12 protein-coding genes and 1 tRNA gene are annotated in these 14402 nt (G+C 43.4%); 6 read left to right on the top strand and 7 right to left on the bottom strand.

Features of this window, described 5'->3' with window-relative positions:
* Position 1: 1 nt before the first annotated feature.
* From gspI to tsaA, 6 genes are all read right to left on the bottom strand, one after another.
* On the bottom strand, positions 2–505 hold the full coding sequence (gene gspI / locus I3255_RS04880) for a type II secretion system minor pseudopilin GspI (protein WP_238037432.1): 504 nt from the start codon (positions 503–505) through the stop codon (positions 2–4).
* Positions 505–1329, bottom strand: a complete 825-nt coding sequence (locus I3255_RS04875) for a prepilin-type N-terminal cleavage/methylation domain-containing protein (RefSeq protein ID WP_238037430.1) — start codon at positions 1327–1329, stop codon at positions 505–507. The genes gspI and I3255_RS04875 overlap by 1 nt, the downstream gene beginning before the upstream one ends.
* A 166-nt stretch (positions 1330–1495) precedes the next feature.
* Positions 1496–2179: a TetR/AcrR family transcriptional regulator gene (locus I3255_RS04870; protein WP_201599651.1), complete on the bottom strand. Its 684-nt coding sequence runs from the start codon at positions 2177–2179 to the stop codon at positions 1496–1498.
* Positions 2180–2413: 234 nt separating this feature from the next.
* On the bottom strand, positions 2414–3202 hold the full coding sequence (locus I3255_RS04865) for a TatD family hydrolase (protein ID WP_238037428.1): 789 nt from the start codon (positions 3200–3202) through the stop codon (positions 2414–2416).
* 161 nt (positions 3203–3363) lie between these two features.
* Positions 3364–5151 (bottom strand): GspE/PulE family protein, encoded by a 1788-nt coding sequence (locus tag I3255_RS04860; RefSeq protein ID WP_238037426.1) that lies wholly within the window; start codon positions 5149–5151, stop codon positions 3364–3366.
* Between the two features lie 59 nt (positions 5152–5210).
* The gene (tsaA, locus tag I3255_RS04855; protein WP_238037423.1) at positions 5211–6068 is read right to left on the bottom strand and encodes a tRNA (N6-threonylcarbamoyladenosine(37)-N6)-methyltransferase TrmO; all 858 of its coding nucleotides are present in this window, start codon (positions 6066–6068) and stop codon (positions 5211–5213) included.
* A gap of 427 nt (positions 6069–6495) precedes the next feature.
* On the opposite strand from tsaA, the gene I3255_RS04850 reads away from it, so the two are divergent.
* Positions 6496–7269: a ferredoxin--NADP reductase gene (locus I3255_RS04850; RefSeq protein WP_201599647.1), complete on the top strand. Its 774-nt coding sequence runs from the start codon at positions 6496–6498 to the stop codon at positions 7267–7269.
* Between the two features lie 132 nt (positions 7270–7401).
* A tRNA-Leu gene (locus I3255_RS04845) sits at positions 7402–7488 on the top strand.
* A 77-nt stretch (positions 7489–7565) separates the two neighbouring features.
* On the opposite strand, the gene I3255_RS04840 is transcribed toward I3255_RS04845, so the two are convergent.
* The gene (locus I3255_RS04840) at positions 7566–7811 is read right to left on the bottom strand and encodes a hypothetical protein (RefSeq protein ID WP_238037420.1); all 246 of its coding nucleotides are present in this window, start codon (positions 7809–7811) and stop codon (positions 7566–7568) included.
* A 508-nt stretch (positions 7812–8319) separates the two neighbouring features.
* On the opposite strand from I3255_RS04840, the gene dinB reads away from it, so the two are divergent.
* From dinB to I3255_RS04820, 4 genes are all read left to right on the top strand, one after another.
* Complete coding sequence (gene dinB / locus I3255_RS04835) at positions 8320–9405, top strand: DNA polymerase IV (RefSeq protein WP_238037416.1); 1086 nt, start codon at positions 8320–8322, stop codon at positions 9403–9405.
* A 177-nt stretch (positions 9406–9582) separates the two neighbouring features.
* The gene (gene queA / locus I3255_RS04830) at positions 9583–10785 is read left to right on the top strand and encodes a tRNA preQ1(34) S-adenosylmethionine ribosyltransferase-isomerase QueA (RefSeq protein ID WP_238037413.1); all 1203 of its coding nucleotides are present in this window, start codon (positions 9583–9585) and stop codon (positions 10783–10785) included.
* Between the two features lie 113 nt (positions 10786–10898).
* Positions 10899–12662, top strand: coding sequence for a peptigoglycan-binding protein LysM (locus I3255_RS04825; RefSeq protein ID WP_238037411.1), 1764 nt, complete (start codon positions 10899–10901; stop codon positions 12660–12662).
* A gap of 51 nt (positions 12663–12713) precedes the next feature.
* Positions 12714–14381, top strand: a complete 1668-nt coding sequence (locus I3255_RS04820; protein ID WP_238037408.1) for a FimV/HubP family polar landmark protein — start codon at positions 12714–12716, stop codon at positions 14379–14381.
* Positions 14382–14402: the final 21 nt, after the last annotated feature.

Raw genomic sequence — 14402 nt, 5'->3', positions numbered from 1 at the left:
CTCACAAGCCGCCCCCTGCTTGCCCGATACTACCTTTACTACCTAAATCTAAACTGCCCGTATCTTGGTCGGCATTGCTTAGAATGACACTAATATCAGTGACTGATGTGCCTGCCTGTCCATCTATGATAGGCGCCACTGCGATATTTACTTGTTTTAGTGCAGGTGTGATGGCATCACCGACTGTCATGACTATCTGCCAGTCACGCCCTTGAGCATTAATCGTTTGAGTACGGTTGGCGGTCAACCATGTGTCTTGAATACGCAAATCAGCAGCGGCATTTTGTGCAACAAAATGAGCAAGCGTGCGGGTGCGCAATATATCAACCGACTTCAAATACGCACTGCTAGCACGGCTCGCCGCGACGGCCACTACTGCCAAAATGGCTAAGGCAACCATTACCTCAATCAAGGTAAAGCCACTCTCGCGCCCAGACTTGAGTGATATAGATTTGAGAGACGTAGGCTGAGCCTTCGTCGCAGAATATTTGGACAACTTATTCACTATAATCCCTGCCCTATCATCATACTACCATCGGGCATTATCGTGATTACCTCACCCACCAGACGCGAATCGTGAATCACTTCGATGGTGACAGGCGTCGCTTGGCCCGTACCAAACCACAATACCTGCGGCACGCTTTGATTACTAAACCAAGGCTGTAGCGTTTGCGTCTGCCCTGTACTTGTTGAATTACTAGCATCCAAGCTCTGCACTCTGATACTAACGCCAGCGGGCAGCTCAGGCAAGCTAACTTCTGACTCAATCTCCCATCTCGGTGTTGGCTGCGTCTCTCCAGTAGAGTCTGACATACTGCTCAAATCAGCAGACAGCTCCATTGCGTTCTTTGGCTGGCTATCCATACTGCCTACTGCAATATCAGCCGTTTGATAGGCAATGTAAGGATTCGATAAGGTAACGATTACAGGCGCTACCTGTCCCTGCTTATCTGCCTGCAAACGTAAACCCATCGGCTGCATACGCTCAGCTGATAGCAAACGGACGTAGCTCAGTGAATCAGTGAGGTGTTCATAAAAGGCGCGGTTTTTGCGAGAGTCACTACTGCCGACAGACAGACTCATCATGCCAGCAAATATAGATAGAATAACCACCACTACTACGATTTCAACGAGCGTAAAGCCAGCCTGCCTATGACTGCTTATTGATGAGGTATGTTGTGAGGGACATGCATTACTTGATAGAGAGAGACAATTACAATTAGACGATGTAGCTAAAATACGAAAGCGATTTGGACAAGACGTTTGACCGACGATGGCTAAAGGGCAATTGGCCGCTGAGCTGGACTGAGTCTTGACAGTGACCGGCATATTGCACCTATAAGCCTGTAATTCAGTTTTGTATATAGGACGATAACGTTCATTTTTATGAACGCTAAGAAAGATACATTGAAAGATACATTTTGACGTGCTGCCATATCAGGTATGACAACACGTAACACTAAATAATCAATGACATCGAAAATCAGTCGACATTCTAATAATTGGTATTGCGATGCTCTTCTGATTCAGTATCGATCTGCTCTACTAATTCTTGCATATCTTCATCCATGACCTCATCTTCTTCAGCAGGATAGTGACTGGGCAATTCTAGCATTTGCTGAACAAAGGCATAGCGTAAGGTATCACGGCGACCCAAATAACGCTGATAAAAGCTTGAGTTTAGTAGACCCGCACCGCCTTGACCCATCGCCCAAATAGAAGATAAATAATCGCGAGTACTCAGACTACTATGCTCGTCTTTCAGATAAGCACTGATGATATCAATCAAGCGCTTCATACGCTGGCGACGAATATCATACAACTCGCCAAATAAGCGATTCAGACCAGTGACCGATGCTGCCAGACGCTCTTCGATTTGATTCAATAGCATGGCTTTTTGCGGATTGAATAGCTGCTGAAAAATCATGCGGGCAACGCCTGCCGATGGGCAGTCATCAATACGGTTGATATCAAATAGCTGCTCTTCGTAACGAATAATAATACGCAGATAAAGCTCATCTTTACTAGAAAAATGCTTATATAGCGTGCCTTTAGCCAAGTCGAGCTGATCTGCCAAACTATCCAAAGTAATATCACCATCGCCTGACTCAAGTAGCAATTGCTCTGCCATCGCTAAGATATTTTCTTCTCGTGCCTTAAACTGATGCTGACGACTCATAATCTCTCCTAAAACATGACAAGATTAAGCATACAACCATCATTTACGGCAGTACATCGGCAATGAAAGTATGGGACTGTACCAAGACTGCTCGAGGACCACAAAAGGGAATATGCTTATGTTTGCTAAATAGTCATTGATAATCAGGTGGCTATATTTAGTATGATAAATACCTAAGGGGATTGAACCACAAGACTATCGAATAAATGACTGAGTGGTCATAGCATAACCATTTTAATGATACTGTGCCAGTAAATTTTCAAAGTTTTTTGCCGTCAGTGCACCGACTTCCTCGCTACTACATCCATACATGTCTGCGATACAGTTTGCCACGTAGGGAACATATGCAGGTTCGTTTGGTCTGCCGCGTTTGGGGACTGGCGCCAAGTATGGACTATCAGTTTCAATGAGTATTCTGTCTCTAGGCATTTTTTGGGCTGCATCTTTGATGTCTTGCGCACTCTTGAAACTCACGATACCTGAGAATGAAATATAAAATCCCAAATCTAATGCCCGCTTTGCAGTCTCCCAATCTTCAGTAAAGCAGTGAATGATGCCATGCTCAGCACCTTCACTTTTTAGAATATCAATCGTATCTTCTTTGGCATCACGCATATGGATGACGAGTGGTTTTTTTAAATGTTGGCTGGCATGTATATGACGTGCAAGGCTGGCTTGCTGCGCTTTTTTGTTTTCTGTTGACCAGTAATAATCGAGACCCGTCTCCCCTATCGCCCATACATGATCAGCCTTAGCGGTCTCTATCAGACGCTCTACTGTCGCTGATTGTAATATACCAATGTCTTCACAAGGATGAATACCGACGCTCATCCCTAGATTTAGCGTTTCGTCACCATAGGTGCTGACAATATTAGCGATTTCATCATATTCAGCAAAATCACACATGATGGCCATCGCGCGAGTAACATTGGCAGTTTTCATGGCATCAATCGCGCCGGACAACTGGCCATCATATTTGGTTAAATCTAAACGGTTGAGGTGGCAATGCGTATCTGTAAACATAAATAATCTCGTTTTTGGAACAAAGTCAGTAAAAGTTATTGAAATTTAAAATTCGTTGATAAGTTGATTGCTATAAAGGGTGCTGTTTTCAAGTAACGCAAATGTGAGCGCTTTTGAAGTCTGGCGCATAAATGCCTAAAATCAATGCAGCGGCGCAATGATCAGTGCAGAGGCACGACGCGCATCACCTCTTCTATCGTCGTCACCCCTTCACTAATGCGTTTTGCACCTGATAGACGTAGAGGCTGCACCCCTTCTCGGTACGCTTGCTGCTTGAGCACATCCAAGTTGGCATCAGCAGCGACCAATTTTTTTAACTCATTAGAGAGCGGCATAATCTCATAGAGTCCGACTCGTCCTTGATAGCCAGTATGTCGACAGTGCTCGCAGCCTTGCGCGGTATAAGTCTGTGTGGGTACTGGCGCGCGCCAAGGTTGTACCAACTCTTGCCACTGAATGGCTATTTCGCTGTCCGGCGTCACCTCTACTGCTTTTTTACAGTGCGGACATAGCGTCCGTAACAGGCGCTGTGCCATGACCCCTAATATAGTCGCTGATGTCAAAAAAGGCTGGATACCGAGATCATGCAAACGAGTGATGGAACTTGGTGCATCGTTGGTATGTAATGTCGAGAGCACCAAATGCCCCGTCAGTGAGGCTTGTACTGCCATATTTGCTGTTTCCGCATCTCGAATCTCCCCAACCATAATGATGTCGGGATCTTGACGCATCAGGGAGCGAATACCATCCGCAAAGTACAAATCGACACCTGGATTGACCTGCATTTGGTTAAAGGCAGGCTCGATCATCTCAATCGGATCTTCAATCGTACAGACATTCACTTGCTCAGTGGCTAGCTGCTTGAGCGTGCTATAAAGGGTGGTGGTTTTACCTGATCCTGTTGGGCCCGTGACCAGAATAATACCGTTGGGATTTGCGGTCAGCTCATGCCACATCTCAAGCTGCTTACCCCACAGACCAAGCTGCGCGAACGAGCGAACGAGTACCTCAGGGTCAAAGACTCGCATGACCAGCTTTTCACCAAAAGCGGTGGGCATAGTCGATAGACGCAGCTCAGTCTCTAACCCTTTCGGCGTACGCGTTTTTAGTCGACCATCTTGCGGCTTACGTTTTTCTGCAACGTTCAGACGCCCTAAGATTTTGATACGCGCGGTCACCGCCACGATAATCGCGAGTGGCATCTCGTACACGGTATGTAGCACACCATCAATACGGAAACGCACTTTGCCCGTCTCACGGCGCGGCTCCAAATGGATATCACTGGCACGCTGCTCAAAAGCATATTGTAGCAACCAATCAACCACTCTGACGATATGCTGGTCATTGGCATCAGGGTTGGTATTATCGCCCAGTTGCAGCAATGCTTCGACATTAGTAACATCAGCCACGGCACGTTTGTGAACACTATTCGCCCCTGCTATGGCTTGCGTGACTTGATAGAACTCTTGGCGGTAGCGATTGATTTGCTCAGGATTAATATAAACCGTGCGATAGCTTTTTAACTTGATTAGCTTTTCGATATTTGAGTGCCAATCGGTATAAAAAGGCTGATCTGTCCCGATAACCACTTCATCTAAAGTGACCTCAATGGGCAAAATATACTGTGAGCGTGCATATTCAAAAGACATCAGCTGCGTCACTGCCGGGACGTCAACTTTTAATGGATCAATACGAACGAGTGGCATGTCTGCTTTGGCCGCTAGCCACTGATTTAGCCATGCCAGCGTCAACTTATTATCAGAGTTACCATCGAGGGCATGTCCATTGGGCAAGCCAAACTCACTAATTGTCAGTAGTGGATGCTGTGCTTTGCTTCGGCGGCTGGTAATTACTAGATTATAGCCACGTTGATCAATGACTTTATCTGCCAATAATTCATCTAGGCACCAGCGTAAATCAATTACTATCGAATAATTCTGAGCAGCCATATTTTTCTTCTTTTATTGTTTTGGGGTACGTTGACAAACATGCTATCGATTCATATCACTTATATTGCCACTACCGCTGTTATTTGCAACTGTCCTAAGTCTATCAACCAAAAGCTCACATCAACAGACTTATAGCGCATGATAAATGAGGTTTCTTTCTCTTTACGGCGGTATGCAGGCCTTGGATCTTGCGCGATCAACGCTTTAATAGCCTCGATATCAGAGATTAGCAATTGGCTTTGTATTTGCTCGACCATCGAAGCGACTGTAGCACTTTTCGATACACTCTTTACAGAGCTATGGCTTGCATCATTATTACTGATTTCAGCGGGCTCTCCTACGCTCGCTAGCAGCATAAATTGTTCGTAAGCTGTCTCTGTCATCACTACCTCTAATAATGCTGGCGCAATTGGCGCAAATCCACTTTTTGCATCCGGAAGCGCGTCGCTATAAGCCACGTACGGCTTTATATCGATAATTGGCGTGCCATCTATCATATCAGCACCCTTGATGATAAGTAACACGCGACCTTGTACTATCTCAATACGCTCAAGTTTGACAACGGACAGTCCCAGCTCTGATGGACGATACATACTGCGACTGGCAAATATCCCTATCTTTTGATTACCGCCCAATCTTGGTGGCCGCACTTGCGCTCGAAAGCTACTATTGGCTTGATTATTGTCTTTATGTCGATAGTTATGATGAAACTGCCAACTGATCCATATATGACTAAAGGCCTCTAAGCCCTCAAACGCGGCTGGCGTATCGTAAGGCGCTAGCATTTCAATGGCACTGGTCAGCGCGACCAAATTCGGCTGCCTTGGTGCACCAAATTTCTGCGAGAGTGGCGCACGATGGTAGCCAATGATGGGGACGTGGTGAGAGTTATCTAAAGACATATTGTCATCAGACATAGAGCAGCTCCAGTAATAAAAAACGGTCCTTTTTAGACAATTTGGCCAAATGATACAAAATTACTCACTAACGATATTCCATTTTATCATGCTGGTGGGTAGCAGCTAGACGGATTTTTACTTTAAAGTTTGATATCATGTGCAAGAAATTTTTTGATGAGAGTCTTTTACATTTGGCTTATTTGTAACTCCTCTTATCAATACTGATGATTTAACATGCACAAAAAATAGTCTACAGCCCTATCGGCTGATAGATAAACCTTATTATTGAATTTTACGGTAGGTACGTTTTCACATTCAGCTTTTTCGATAACTATTAGAATACTGATAGGTTTTTATATTTTTTAATCTATCATTGAAAATTTTGATTTAATACGTATTTAAACCTAACGACACCGATAGCAACCTATTAATTAACGAGGACTTTATGTCAAAACTTCGCACCGAAACGGTCACAGAGGTTCATCATTGGAATGATTCTCTATTTAGTATCAAAACCACTCGTGACGATGGCTTACGCTTTCGTAATGGCGAATTTGCGATGATTGGTCTTGTTGTCGACGGTAGACCACTGTTGCGTGCTTATTCGATTGCCAGTCCTAATTACGAAGACCAGTTAGAATTCTTTTCTATCAAAGTTCAAGACGGTCCTCTTACCTCACGCTTACAGCACATCAAAGTAGGCGATGAGCTATTGGTCAGCAAAAAACCGACAGGTACATTGGTATTAGATGATCTACTGCCGGGCAAGCATCTATATATGCTGTCAACAGGTACCGGACTTGCCCCTTTCTTGGCATTGGCACGTGACCCTGAAGTATATGAGCGCTTTGACAAAGTCATCTTAGTACATGGTGTCCGTCACGTCCATGATTTGGCGTATCGCGAGATGTTCGAAAATGAGCTGCCGAATGATGAAATCTTTGGTGAATGGTTCCGCGAAAAGTTCATCTACTACCCGACTGTCACTCGTGAAGAGTTTAGAAACCAAGGCCGAGTCACAGACTTGATGAAGTCTGGCAAATTATTCGAAGATATCGGTTTACCACCGATGAATAAAGACGACGATCGTGTCATGATCTGCGGTAGCATGCCGTTCAATGCTGAAATTTCAGCCATTTTGGATGACTTTGGCCTGACCGTTTCACCGCGTATGGGTGTACAAGCAGACTACGCGGTTGAGCGTGCTTTTGTAGGATAGAATATTTTTTTGAATTAATATTAAATAATTCTTGACGAAGGAAAATAGGCTGCTATAATACGCAGCCTATACAGAGTTAACCCTGTAGCCCAATTCGATAATATTTATTTAATAGACATTATCTTCTAACATGCCAGTGTGATGGAATTGGTAGACATGACGGATTCAAAATCCGTTGCCTTTAAAAGCGTGTCGGTTCGAGTCCGACCACTGGTACCATATAGCAATACAATCTAACCTCCCTTTTCGGAGGTTTTTTTGTGTCTGTTAATTTTATACCTGTGGTATTTGTTTGTTTACATCGCTACTTCAGATTCTCTAACAACACTTATCTTAATCGGTACGGCATAGCTCCATGGCATGCCAGCACTGCAATAAAAAGACCCATCACGAAACGACACAATATACGCGGTAAAGTCATTACCACAATGATCCATCATGGCTTGCTCGTCGCTGTCATCGCAAACTGCACACCATATTCGTTTTTCGCCGCGCGCTAGCATGGCCCGTGTTAAATCGCTCCCTTTCAATTCGTTATTCATTTTCTGCTCCTTGATCATTCTGAGCTCTCTAGAAACGATATGTTTTTAAAGAGTTGATCTACCAGTACTCCATTCACAAGTTTAGAATGAGAGCTACAAACAACGTCTTTCTACAGTACTAAAAATATATGAGGCGTTATCTACTTTTATTACCTTGCCTATCATTGTGAATACTTATAGTTTAAAACTTTAATGTGCTAACTGTAATAGATATCCATCGAATTTACGATGAATAGCAAATCTATTAAGATAGACGGTTTATTGAGATAAAATAACTTGATAAACGCTTTCATAAAAGAGGCCGATAGAAAACAACTGTTTGTTAATGTCAGCGTAAGTATTAGAAAGCTGTCTTATTTACTGTACATAATCTTACACTATATTTAATTACTGATATATATCAATAATTAAATATTATCGTTATTTAGTCAAAAATTTACGGAAAAGCCACTTTGAGCTCTAACAATTGATAATAGAAAAAGCCATTAATTCAGGTAAAATACTGAATATGACAGACTCTATTCAATCGAACTCCCGTAAAATCATTCATATCGATATGGATGCTTTTTATGCCAGTGTTGAGCAGCGTGACTTTCCTGAATTACGTGGCAAACCATTGGTGGTTGGCGGTGATCCTAATGGTCGCGGTGTGGTTGCTGCTGCCAGTTATGAGGTGCGTCAATTTGGTGTACGCTCTGCTATGTCATGCTATGAAGCACGCAAACGTTGCCCAGAAGTGATATTTGTAAGACCGCGTTTCGAGGTTTATCGAGCAGTCAGTGGTAATATTCGCCGCATTATGTATAGCCTAACGCCCCATGTGGAGCCGCTATCATTAGATGAAGCGTATCTTGATGTGACAGGTTTATCTGTACATAGAGGTTCAGCGACATTGATGGCCAATTGGTTACGCGCGCAGATATTGGAACATACAGGATTGACTGCTTCTGCCGGTGTGTCATTTAATAAAATGCTCGCCAAGATTGCCTCTGACATCAATAAGCCTAATGGTACAGCGATTATCACGCCACAAGATGCGGATCACTTTATTAGCACGCTACCCATTGAGCGGTTTCATGGCATAGGGAAAGCAACGGCAAAGCGCTTACATGCAATGGGTGTGAGTAATGGCGCTGATCTTCGGCGTACACCAGCTGCCGTGTTGGTACAAGAATTTGGCAAACGTGGTCAGTTTTATCATGATATCGCTCATGGCCGCGATGAGCGCCCTGTGAAATCTGAACGCACGCACAAGTCTGTTGGTTCAGAGACCACTTTCAGAGACAACCTAAATGATAATGAGGCATTACTCACGCAAATATATGAGCAAAACGCCGATGCCTTTAAGCAAATGCACCAAAAGCAGTTAGTCGCTCATACCATTACTCTAAAAATTAAATATTCAGACTTTACTCAAATCACCCGCTCACATACCCTTTCGACGACGTTTGATAGCGCCGAGTCTGCACATTATTGGCTAGACAAGCTATTTTTGGATATTCCGCGCCAGCTCCCCATTCGACTAGTTGGTGTGACTTTTTCTTCGTTAGCACCTGCCGCTCAGTTACTACCTCAACTAAATCTATTTGAGTAAATCAACTTACTAATGATAAAGACTTCGTCGTTGATAGCTATAGCTGATAATTTCCACTTAGGCTATTTATAGGTTTAAAGCATATCTTATACATGATTACTGCTGAGCAAAGTATCCTCTCACAAAGGTATTTCTGCTACAATTATGCCAAAATTCCTATCCATTTAAAGACTGATTATGACCGACTCTCATATTGACTCTGCTGATACTAACGCGCCAACTGATACCGACAAAAACAACGACATCTTAGATTATCTGAGCGTTGAAGATTATGACTATGAGCTACCAGATAGTCTGATTGCACGCTATCCATTAGCGCAGCGCTCTGCCTCAAAACTTCTATACTTGCCAGCTCGTACTCAAATAAATGACACTCGTGTAGAAGATCGTTTGTTTTCTGAGTTGCCTGACTTATTAGAGGCTGGAGATCTGATTGTCTTTAATGATACCAAGGTAATGAAAGCACGCTTATTTGGTCAAAAGGATACTGGCGGTAAACTTGAAGTACTGATTGAACGCCTAGTTGATATCTCGGACTTAGATGAAGTGACACTGCATCTAAAAGACACCAATGATGAAGCGGTCAATCAAGAGCATATTGCCCTTTGCCATGTCAAAGCCAGCAAAGCGCTCAAGCTTGGTCAACGCTTACAACTTGCCGATGGTCATATGAGCGCTACGATGATTGGTCGCCAAGACAACTTATTCATTTTGGCGTTTGATGCGCCGATCTTACCGCATCTAGAGCTTTATGGTGAATTGCCGATTCCGCCCTATTTTGAGCGTCATGCTGATGACACTGACAACACTCGTTATCAAACCGTTTTTCATGACCCGGCCAAGCTCGCCAGTGTGGCTGCACCCACAGCAAGCTTACACTTCGATGAATCCGTACTGAGCAAGCTTGACGAGAAAGGTATCAACACCGCTTTTGTCACATTGCACGTTGGGGCAGGTACTTTTGCTCCCGTCAAAACAGACAATCTGCTCAATCACACCATGCATAGTGAATACGCGCATTTGCCACAAACGACTGCAGACCTCATCAATCAAACGCACGCGAATGGTAAAAAGGTTATCGCGATCGGCACAACAGTGACGCGTGTTCTTGAAACGGCTTATCAAAAAACTGCCATTGACGGTCAAGCGCTCTCTAGCTGGTCGGGCGATACGGATATATTTATTTATCCTGGGTTCAAATTCGGCGTTATTGATCGGTTGCTGACCAACTTCCACTTACCTAAATCGACACTACTGATGCTAGTATCGGCATTTTCAGGTAAGTCATCTATCGAACACGCCTATCAACATGCTATCGAAAAACAGTATCGATTCTTTAGTTATGGCGATGCCATGCTACTAGATAGAAAAGCTGACTGAACACTACAAAGACATTTTGTGCATTGGACACAACAGTTGTGAAATAAACTGGTAAACTAAACGGTATTTTGTTATAACAGCAAAGACAACTTATTTATACTAAAGGGCTGCTCATGTCTTGTCATCTATCTCGTCGCTTGACTACTGTACATCGCGCGGTATCGATGGCACTACTTTGTTCTGTAAGCTGCGCCGTCTTAGTGCCGAGTGTACAAGCAGCAACCATTGGTAAGACGGTGGTCACTTCAGCCCAGCATGAGCCTTTAGTAGCGAGCATCGTCGTCAGTAATATTCGAGCAGCTGACTTTTCTGCCAGTTTGGCAAACTCGACCATTTACCAGCAAATGGGTTTGACCCCAACTGACTCTATGACGGTACGCTTTCAGCCCACCTCAGCGACCAGCGGTCAGGTTTTTATTACCACATCACAGCCGGTATCTAAGCCTTTTGCTGATGTCGTGTTAGCGATAAATGATAATGGCCAGCGTAATATGGTACCCAAAACGCTACTGATGCCATTAAAAAATACCTTACCTATCAATACTGGTAAAAATATCGACACAGGTGCCAAAAAGCCAAATTTGCCTAGCATTTCTGCAAGTAATGCCATACCTTTGACGGTCAGAAAAGGCGCGCCGCCGCCACTGATGTCTGCCCCTGCTATATCCTCGCCCAAGTTATCAAAGCCAAACGAACCAGCGACTGAATTGTTGGCTTCTACATCACCAGCACCTAATATTCAGGTGCCAACAGTGACGGCTACCTCACAGGTCAACAGTCTTACTTATACACCTAGCCGTCTCAATAATGGTCGCTTAAACAGCAATGCTGACATAAATAATAATACCAGTCGTTCAACTGCTCTTGGTAGCAGCCAAAGCTCGGTGGACATTTTGGATAACAGTCCACTAAGTGTAGCAAGTAGCAATAGCGGTACTGACGCGCGCGCTCATAACAACGTAGTTGCGGCGGATAAGCAAAGTACTGACAAGCAGCTTGATATCCTAAACATACAAGTGACGCGCCAAATACAGCCAAGCAGTAAAGCAGACTCTGACCTCATGGCAAGCTCACCTGTCAAAGCAACAACCACTAAAGCGATAGATAAATCAAAAAGTGTAATCGACTCAGATAGCACTGTTATCGCCACAGCTCAAGGCAGCAATATACCTGCTAATACAGCATCATCTGTGCCATCCAAAACGACGACTAATCCAAGTGCAGCTAGCAATAAAGTAACGAGTAATGCGACCACTCAATATCAGGTGCAACGCAATGATAGCTTGTGGATGATCGCGGAGCAGATCGCGCGCGAGAACAATCTAGATACGCCAACAGTGATGAAGCAGATTCAGTCACAAAATCCTGATGCTTTTATCAACAAAGATGCTGATCAGTTAAAAGCCGATGCTAAGCTTAGCCTACCTAGCTACGATGTCATCCCTTCACAGCAACATTTAGAAGCTGCCATCAATGCCCAAAGACAATACAGTCGTAGAGCGAATACGCCTGTGGTAAAAAAGTCAGCGCAGATAGTATCCAAAAAGTCGTCTGAGACAGCACAAGTGGCCAGCGTACCTAAGAAACCAACCACCACTAAAACACAGAAACTGCCACAAGCACAGTTTTCTGTCCTTGCCCCTGGTCATGATGGTAATGCAGATGGCACTCAGGCGAAATCAGCGGCAGATAAGGGCAATGGTCTAAGCACCGATATATTAGCAACGCTAAAAGCCTCAAGACAAGAGACTGCCTCACAAGCTCAGCGCCTGTCAAAAACCAGCAGCGCGCTGGACAACTATACGAAAAAGCTCCAATTACAAAATCAAAAACTGGCTGAGCTACAAGCTCGTCTCAAAAAACTACGCAATCAATAATTGCCTAACGGATCAACGCACGATGCTGTGATCTTAGGAGTAGGAATAACTATGGACAATATGCTATATATCATCGCCGGATTGGTGCTTATCCTGTTAGTCGCTGGTTTTTTATTGCGCAAAAATAAAGCACAAAAGCAAAGTGCACAACCACCTGTAAGCTCAGTAAGAAATGCCGCTGCACCAGCACGAAAAACGGATTATGGCACTGCTGCCCAAAGCAATCAAAATGATAGCAATAAGTTCGATCATATCACGATTGCCCAGCGTTTTATGGATCAACAGCGCTACGACAAAGCCATTGAAACGATCAATCGCGGACTAAACGAAAAGCCTAATGACAGTCAGTTATCTATTAAGCTATTGAGCATATACGCTACGCTAGATCAGCCAGAAAACTTTCATGATGTCTATAACAGCATTAAAACTCATAATGATGCCAAAACTATTACGCTTGCTGATGAATTAAAAGATTTATACATTGGAGAGCAAAGTCCAGTAGCCACGCCAGAAGTAGCAATAGAAGATAATAATGATCGTTTTGATGCTCTAGATTTCGATTTATCTACCACTAATCAAGCCGATGATACAGCTGACATATCTGATCGTCCTGTTATTGAAGATAATAACGATGCTGTAATAGACCAACCTATTGATAGCCCAGTGTTTACAAGTGAGCCTACTAAAAACGTAGACGATAGCTTTGATCTGACGCTCAGTGACTTAGAAGATGATTTCAATGAGTCAAATGCTACTGATGAGACGCCTGTTACATCATTGGCCACGGATGATGATAGCCTTCATATTTCTACAAACGACCGTGCTGATACCATCAAAAATAACGAGGTCAAAAATGATGAGGTCATAGAAGACAACGATCTTAGTGACTTTGAGTTTGATTTTGACTCACCTGTAGAAAACACTTTAATTGAAAATTCTAACGTATCAGATGTCCAAGACAGTGAAAGCGAAGCATTAGTGTTAGAAGACGACTTCATCTTAGATTTTGATGATTTAGTAGCCGATACAGATAAAGATACTCCTGTTAATAAAAATGAAGAAGAAGCTTCTAGCAATGCTGTTCAAAACAATGAAGATGACTTTACTTTATCTTTAGACGATCTGGACGAATCAGACAACATTGATACCGTTAACACTTTCGCGATTAATGAGCCATCTACTACTGACGTAAATAGTGATATCGATGCCTTTGTTTTGGAAGATATTGACTTTGAAAGCGCTGATTCTGACAGTAGTACTCTCGAAGATGATAGCGTTGCAGACTTAAGTTTTGAAGAACAACTGATCAACGATGATACTGACATTGATGCTTTTGAAGCGTCAGATACCACGCCAGTTACGTCGTTAAGATTTGATGATGACACGCCTATAACTGATGACTTCGATATCATAGACACAGATTCTTTATTAGATTCTTCTGTAGCGACGTCCCCAGCCTCTACCGTTGCACCAGTCGAACCTCAAACAGATATCAGTCATGAAGCGGTCGAATCAGCAGAAGACTTTTCATCGCGCTTTGCAGCAGATTTTGACTTTGTAAAATCATTAGATAGCAATCAAGTGACGCTAGATTTAGCCAATCAGTATTTACAATTAGGCGAATATGACAGTGCCAAACGTTTGCTTAATGAAGTGATCGCTCAGGGTAATAGTGAGCAGAAACAACAAGCACAACTATTACTTGAGCGCACAGCATAATCAGTCGTCCGGATGCATATC

This window comes from Psychrobacter sp. Ps6, from assembly GCF_022129235.1.
Lineage (GTDB): Bacteria > Pseudomonadota > Gammaproteobacteria > Pseudomonadales > Moraxellaceae > Psychrobacter.
The sequence above is the reverse complement of the archived record's forward strand: the minus strand, read 5'-3'. Positions and strand labels throughout refer to the sequence as shown.

Excerpts from the sequence above, each read along its gene's own strand:
- I3255_RS04870 (WP_201599651.1), bottom strand. The coding sequence starts at position 2,179 with ATGAGTCGTCAGCATCAGTTTAAGGCACGAGAAGAAAATATCTTAGCG.
- queA (WP_238037413.1), top strand. The coding sequence starts at position 9,583 with ATGACCGACTCTCATATTGACTCTGCTGATACTAACGCGCCAACTGAT.
- tsaA (WP_238037423.1), bottom strand. The coding sequence starts at position 6,068 with ATGTCTGATGACAATATGTCTTTAGATAACTCTCACCACGTCCCCATC.
- I3255_RS04875 (WP_238037430.1), bottom strand. The coding sequence starts at position 1,329 with ATGCCGGTCACTGTCAAGACTCAGTCCAGCTCAGCGGCCAATTGCCCT.
- I3255_RS04820 (WP_238037408.1), top strand. The coding sequence starts at position 12,714 with ATGGACAATATGCTATATATCATCGCCGGATTGGTGCTTATCCTGTTA.
- I3255_RS04860 (WP_238037426.1), bottom strand. The coding sequence starts at position 5,151 with ATGGCTGCTCAGAATTATTCGATAGTAATTGATTTACGCTGGTGCCTA.
- I3255_RS04825 (WP_238037411.1), top strand. The coding sequence starts at position 10,899 with ATGTCTTGTCATCTATCTCGTCGCTTGACTACTGTACATCGCGCGGTA.
- I3255_RS04865 (WP_238037428.1), bottom strand. The coding sequence starts at position 3,202 with ATGTTTACAGATACGCATTGCCACCTCAACCGTTTAGATTTAACCAAA.
- I3255_RS04840 (WP_238037420.1), bottom strand. The coding sequence starts at position 7,811 with ATGAATAACGAATTGAAAGGGAGCGATTTAACACGGGCCATGCTAGCG.
- dinB (WP_238037416.1), top strand. The coding sequence starts at position 8,320 with ATGACAGACTCTATTCAATCGAACTCCCGTAAAATCATTCATATCGAT.
- I3255_RS04850 (WP_201599647.1), top strand. The coding sequence starts at position 6,496 with ATGTCAAAACTTCGCACCGAAACGGTCACAGAGGTTCATCATTGGAAT.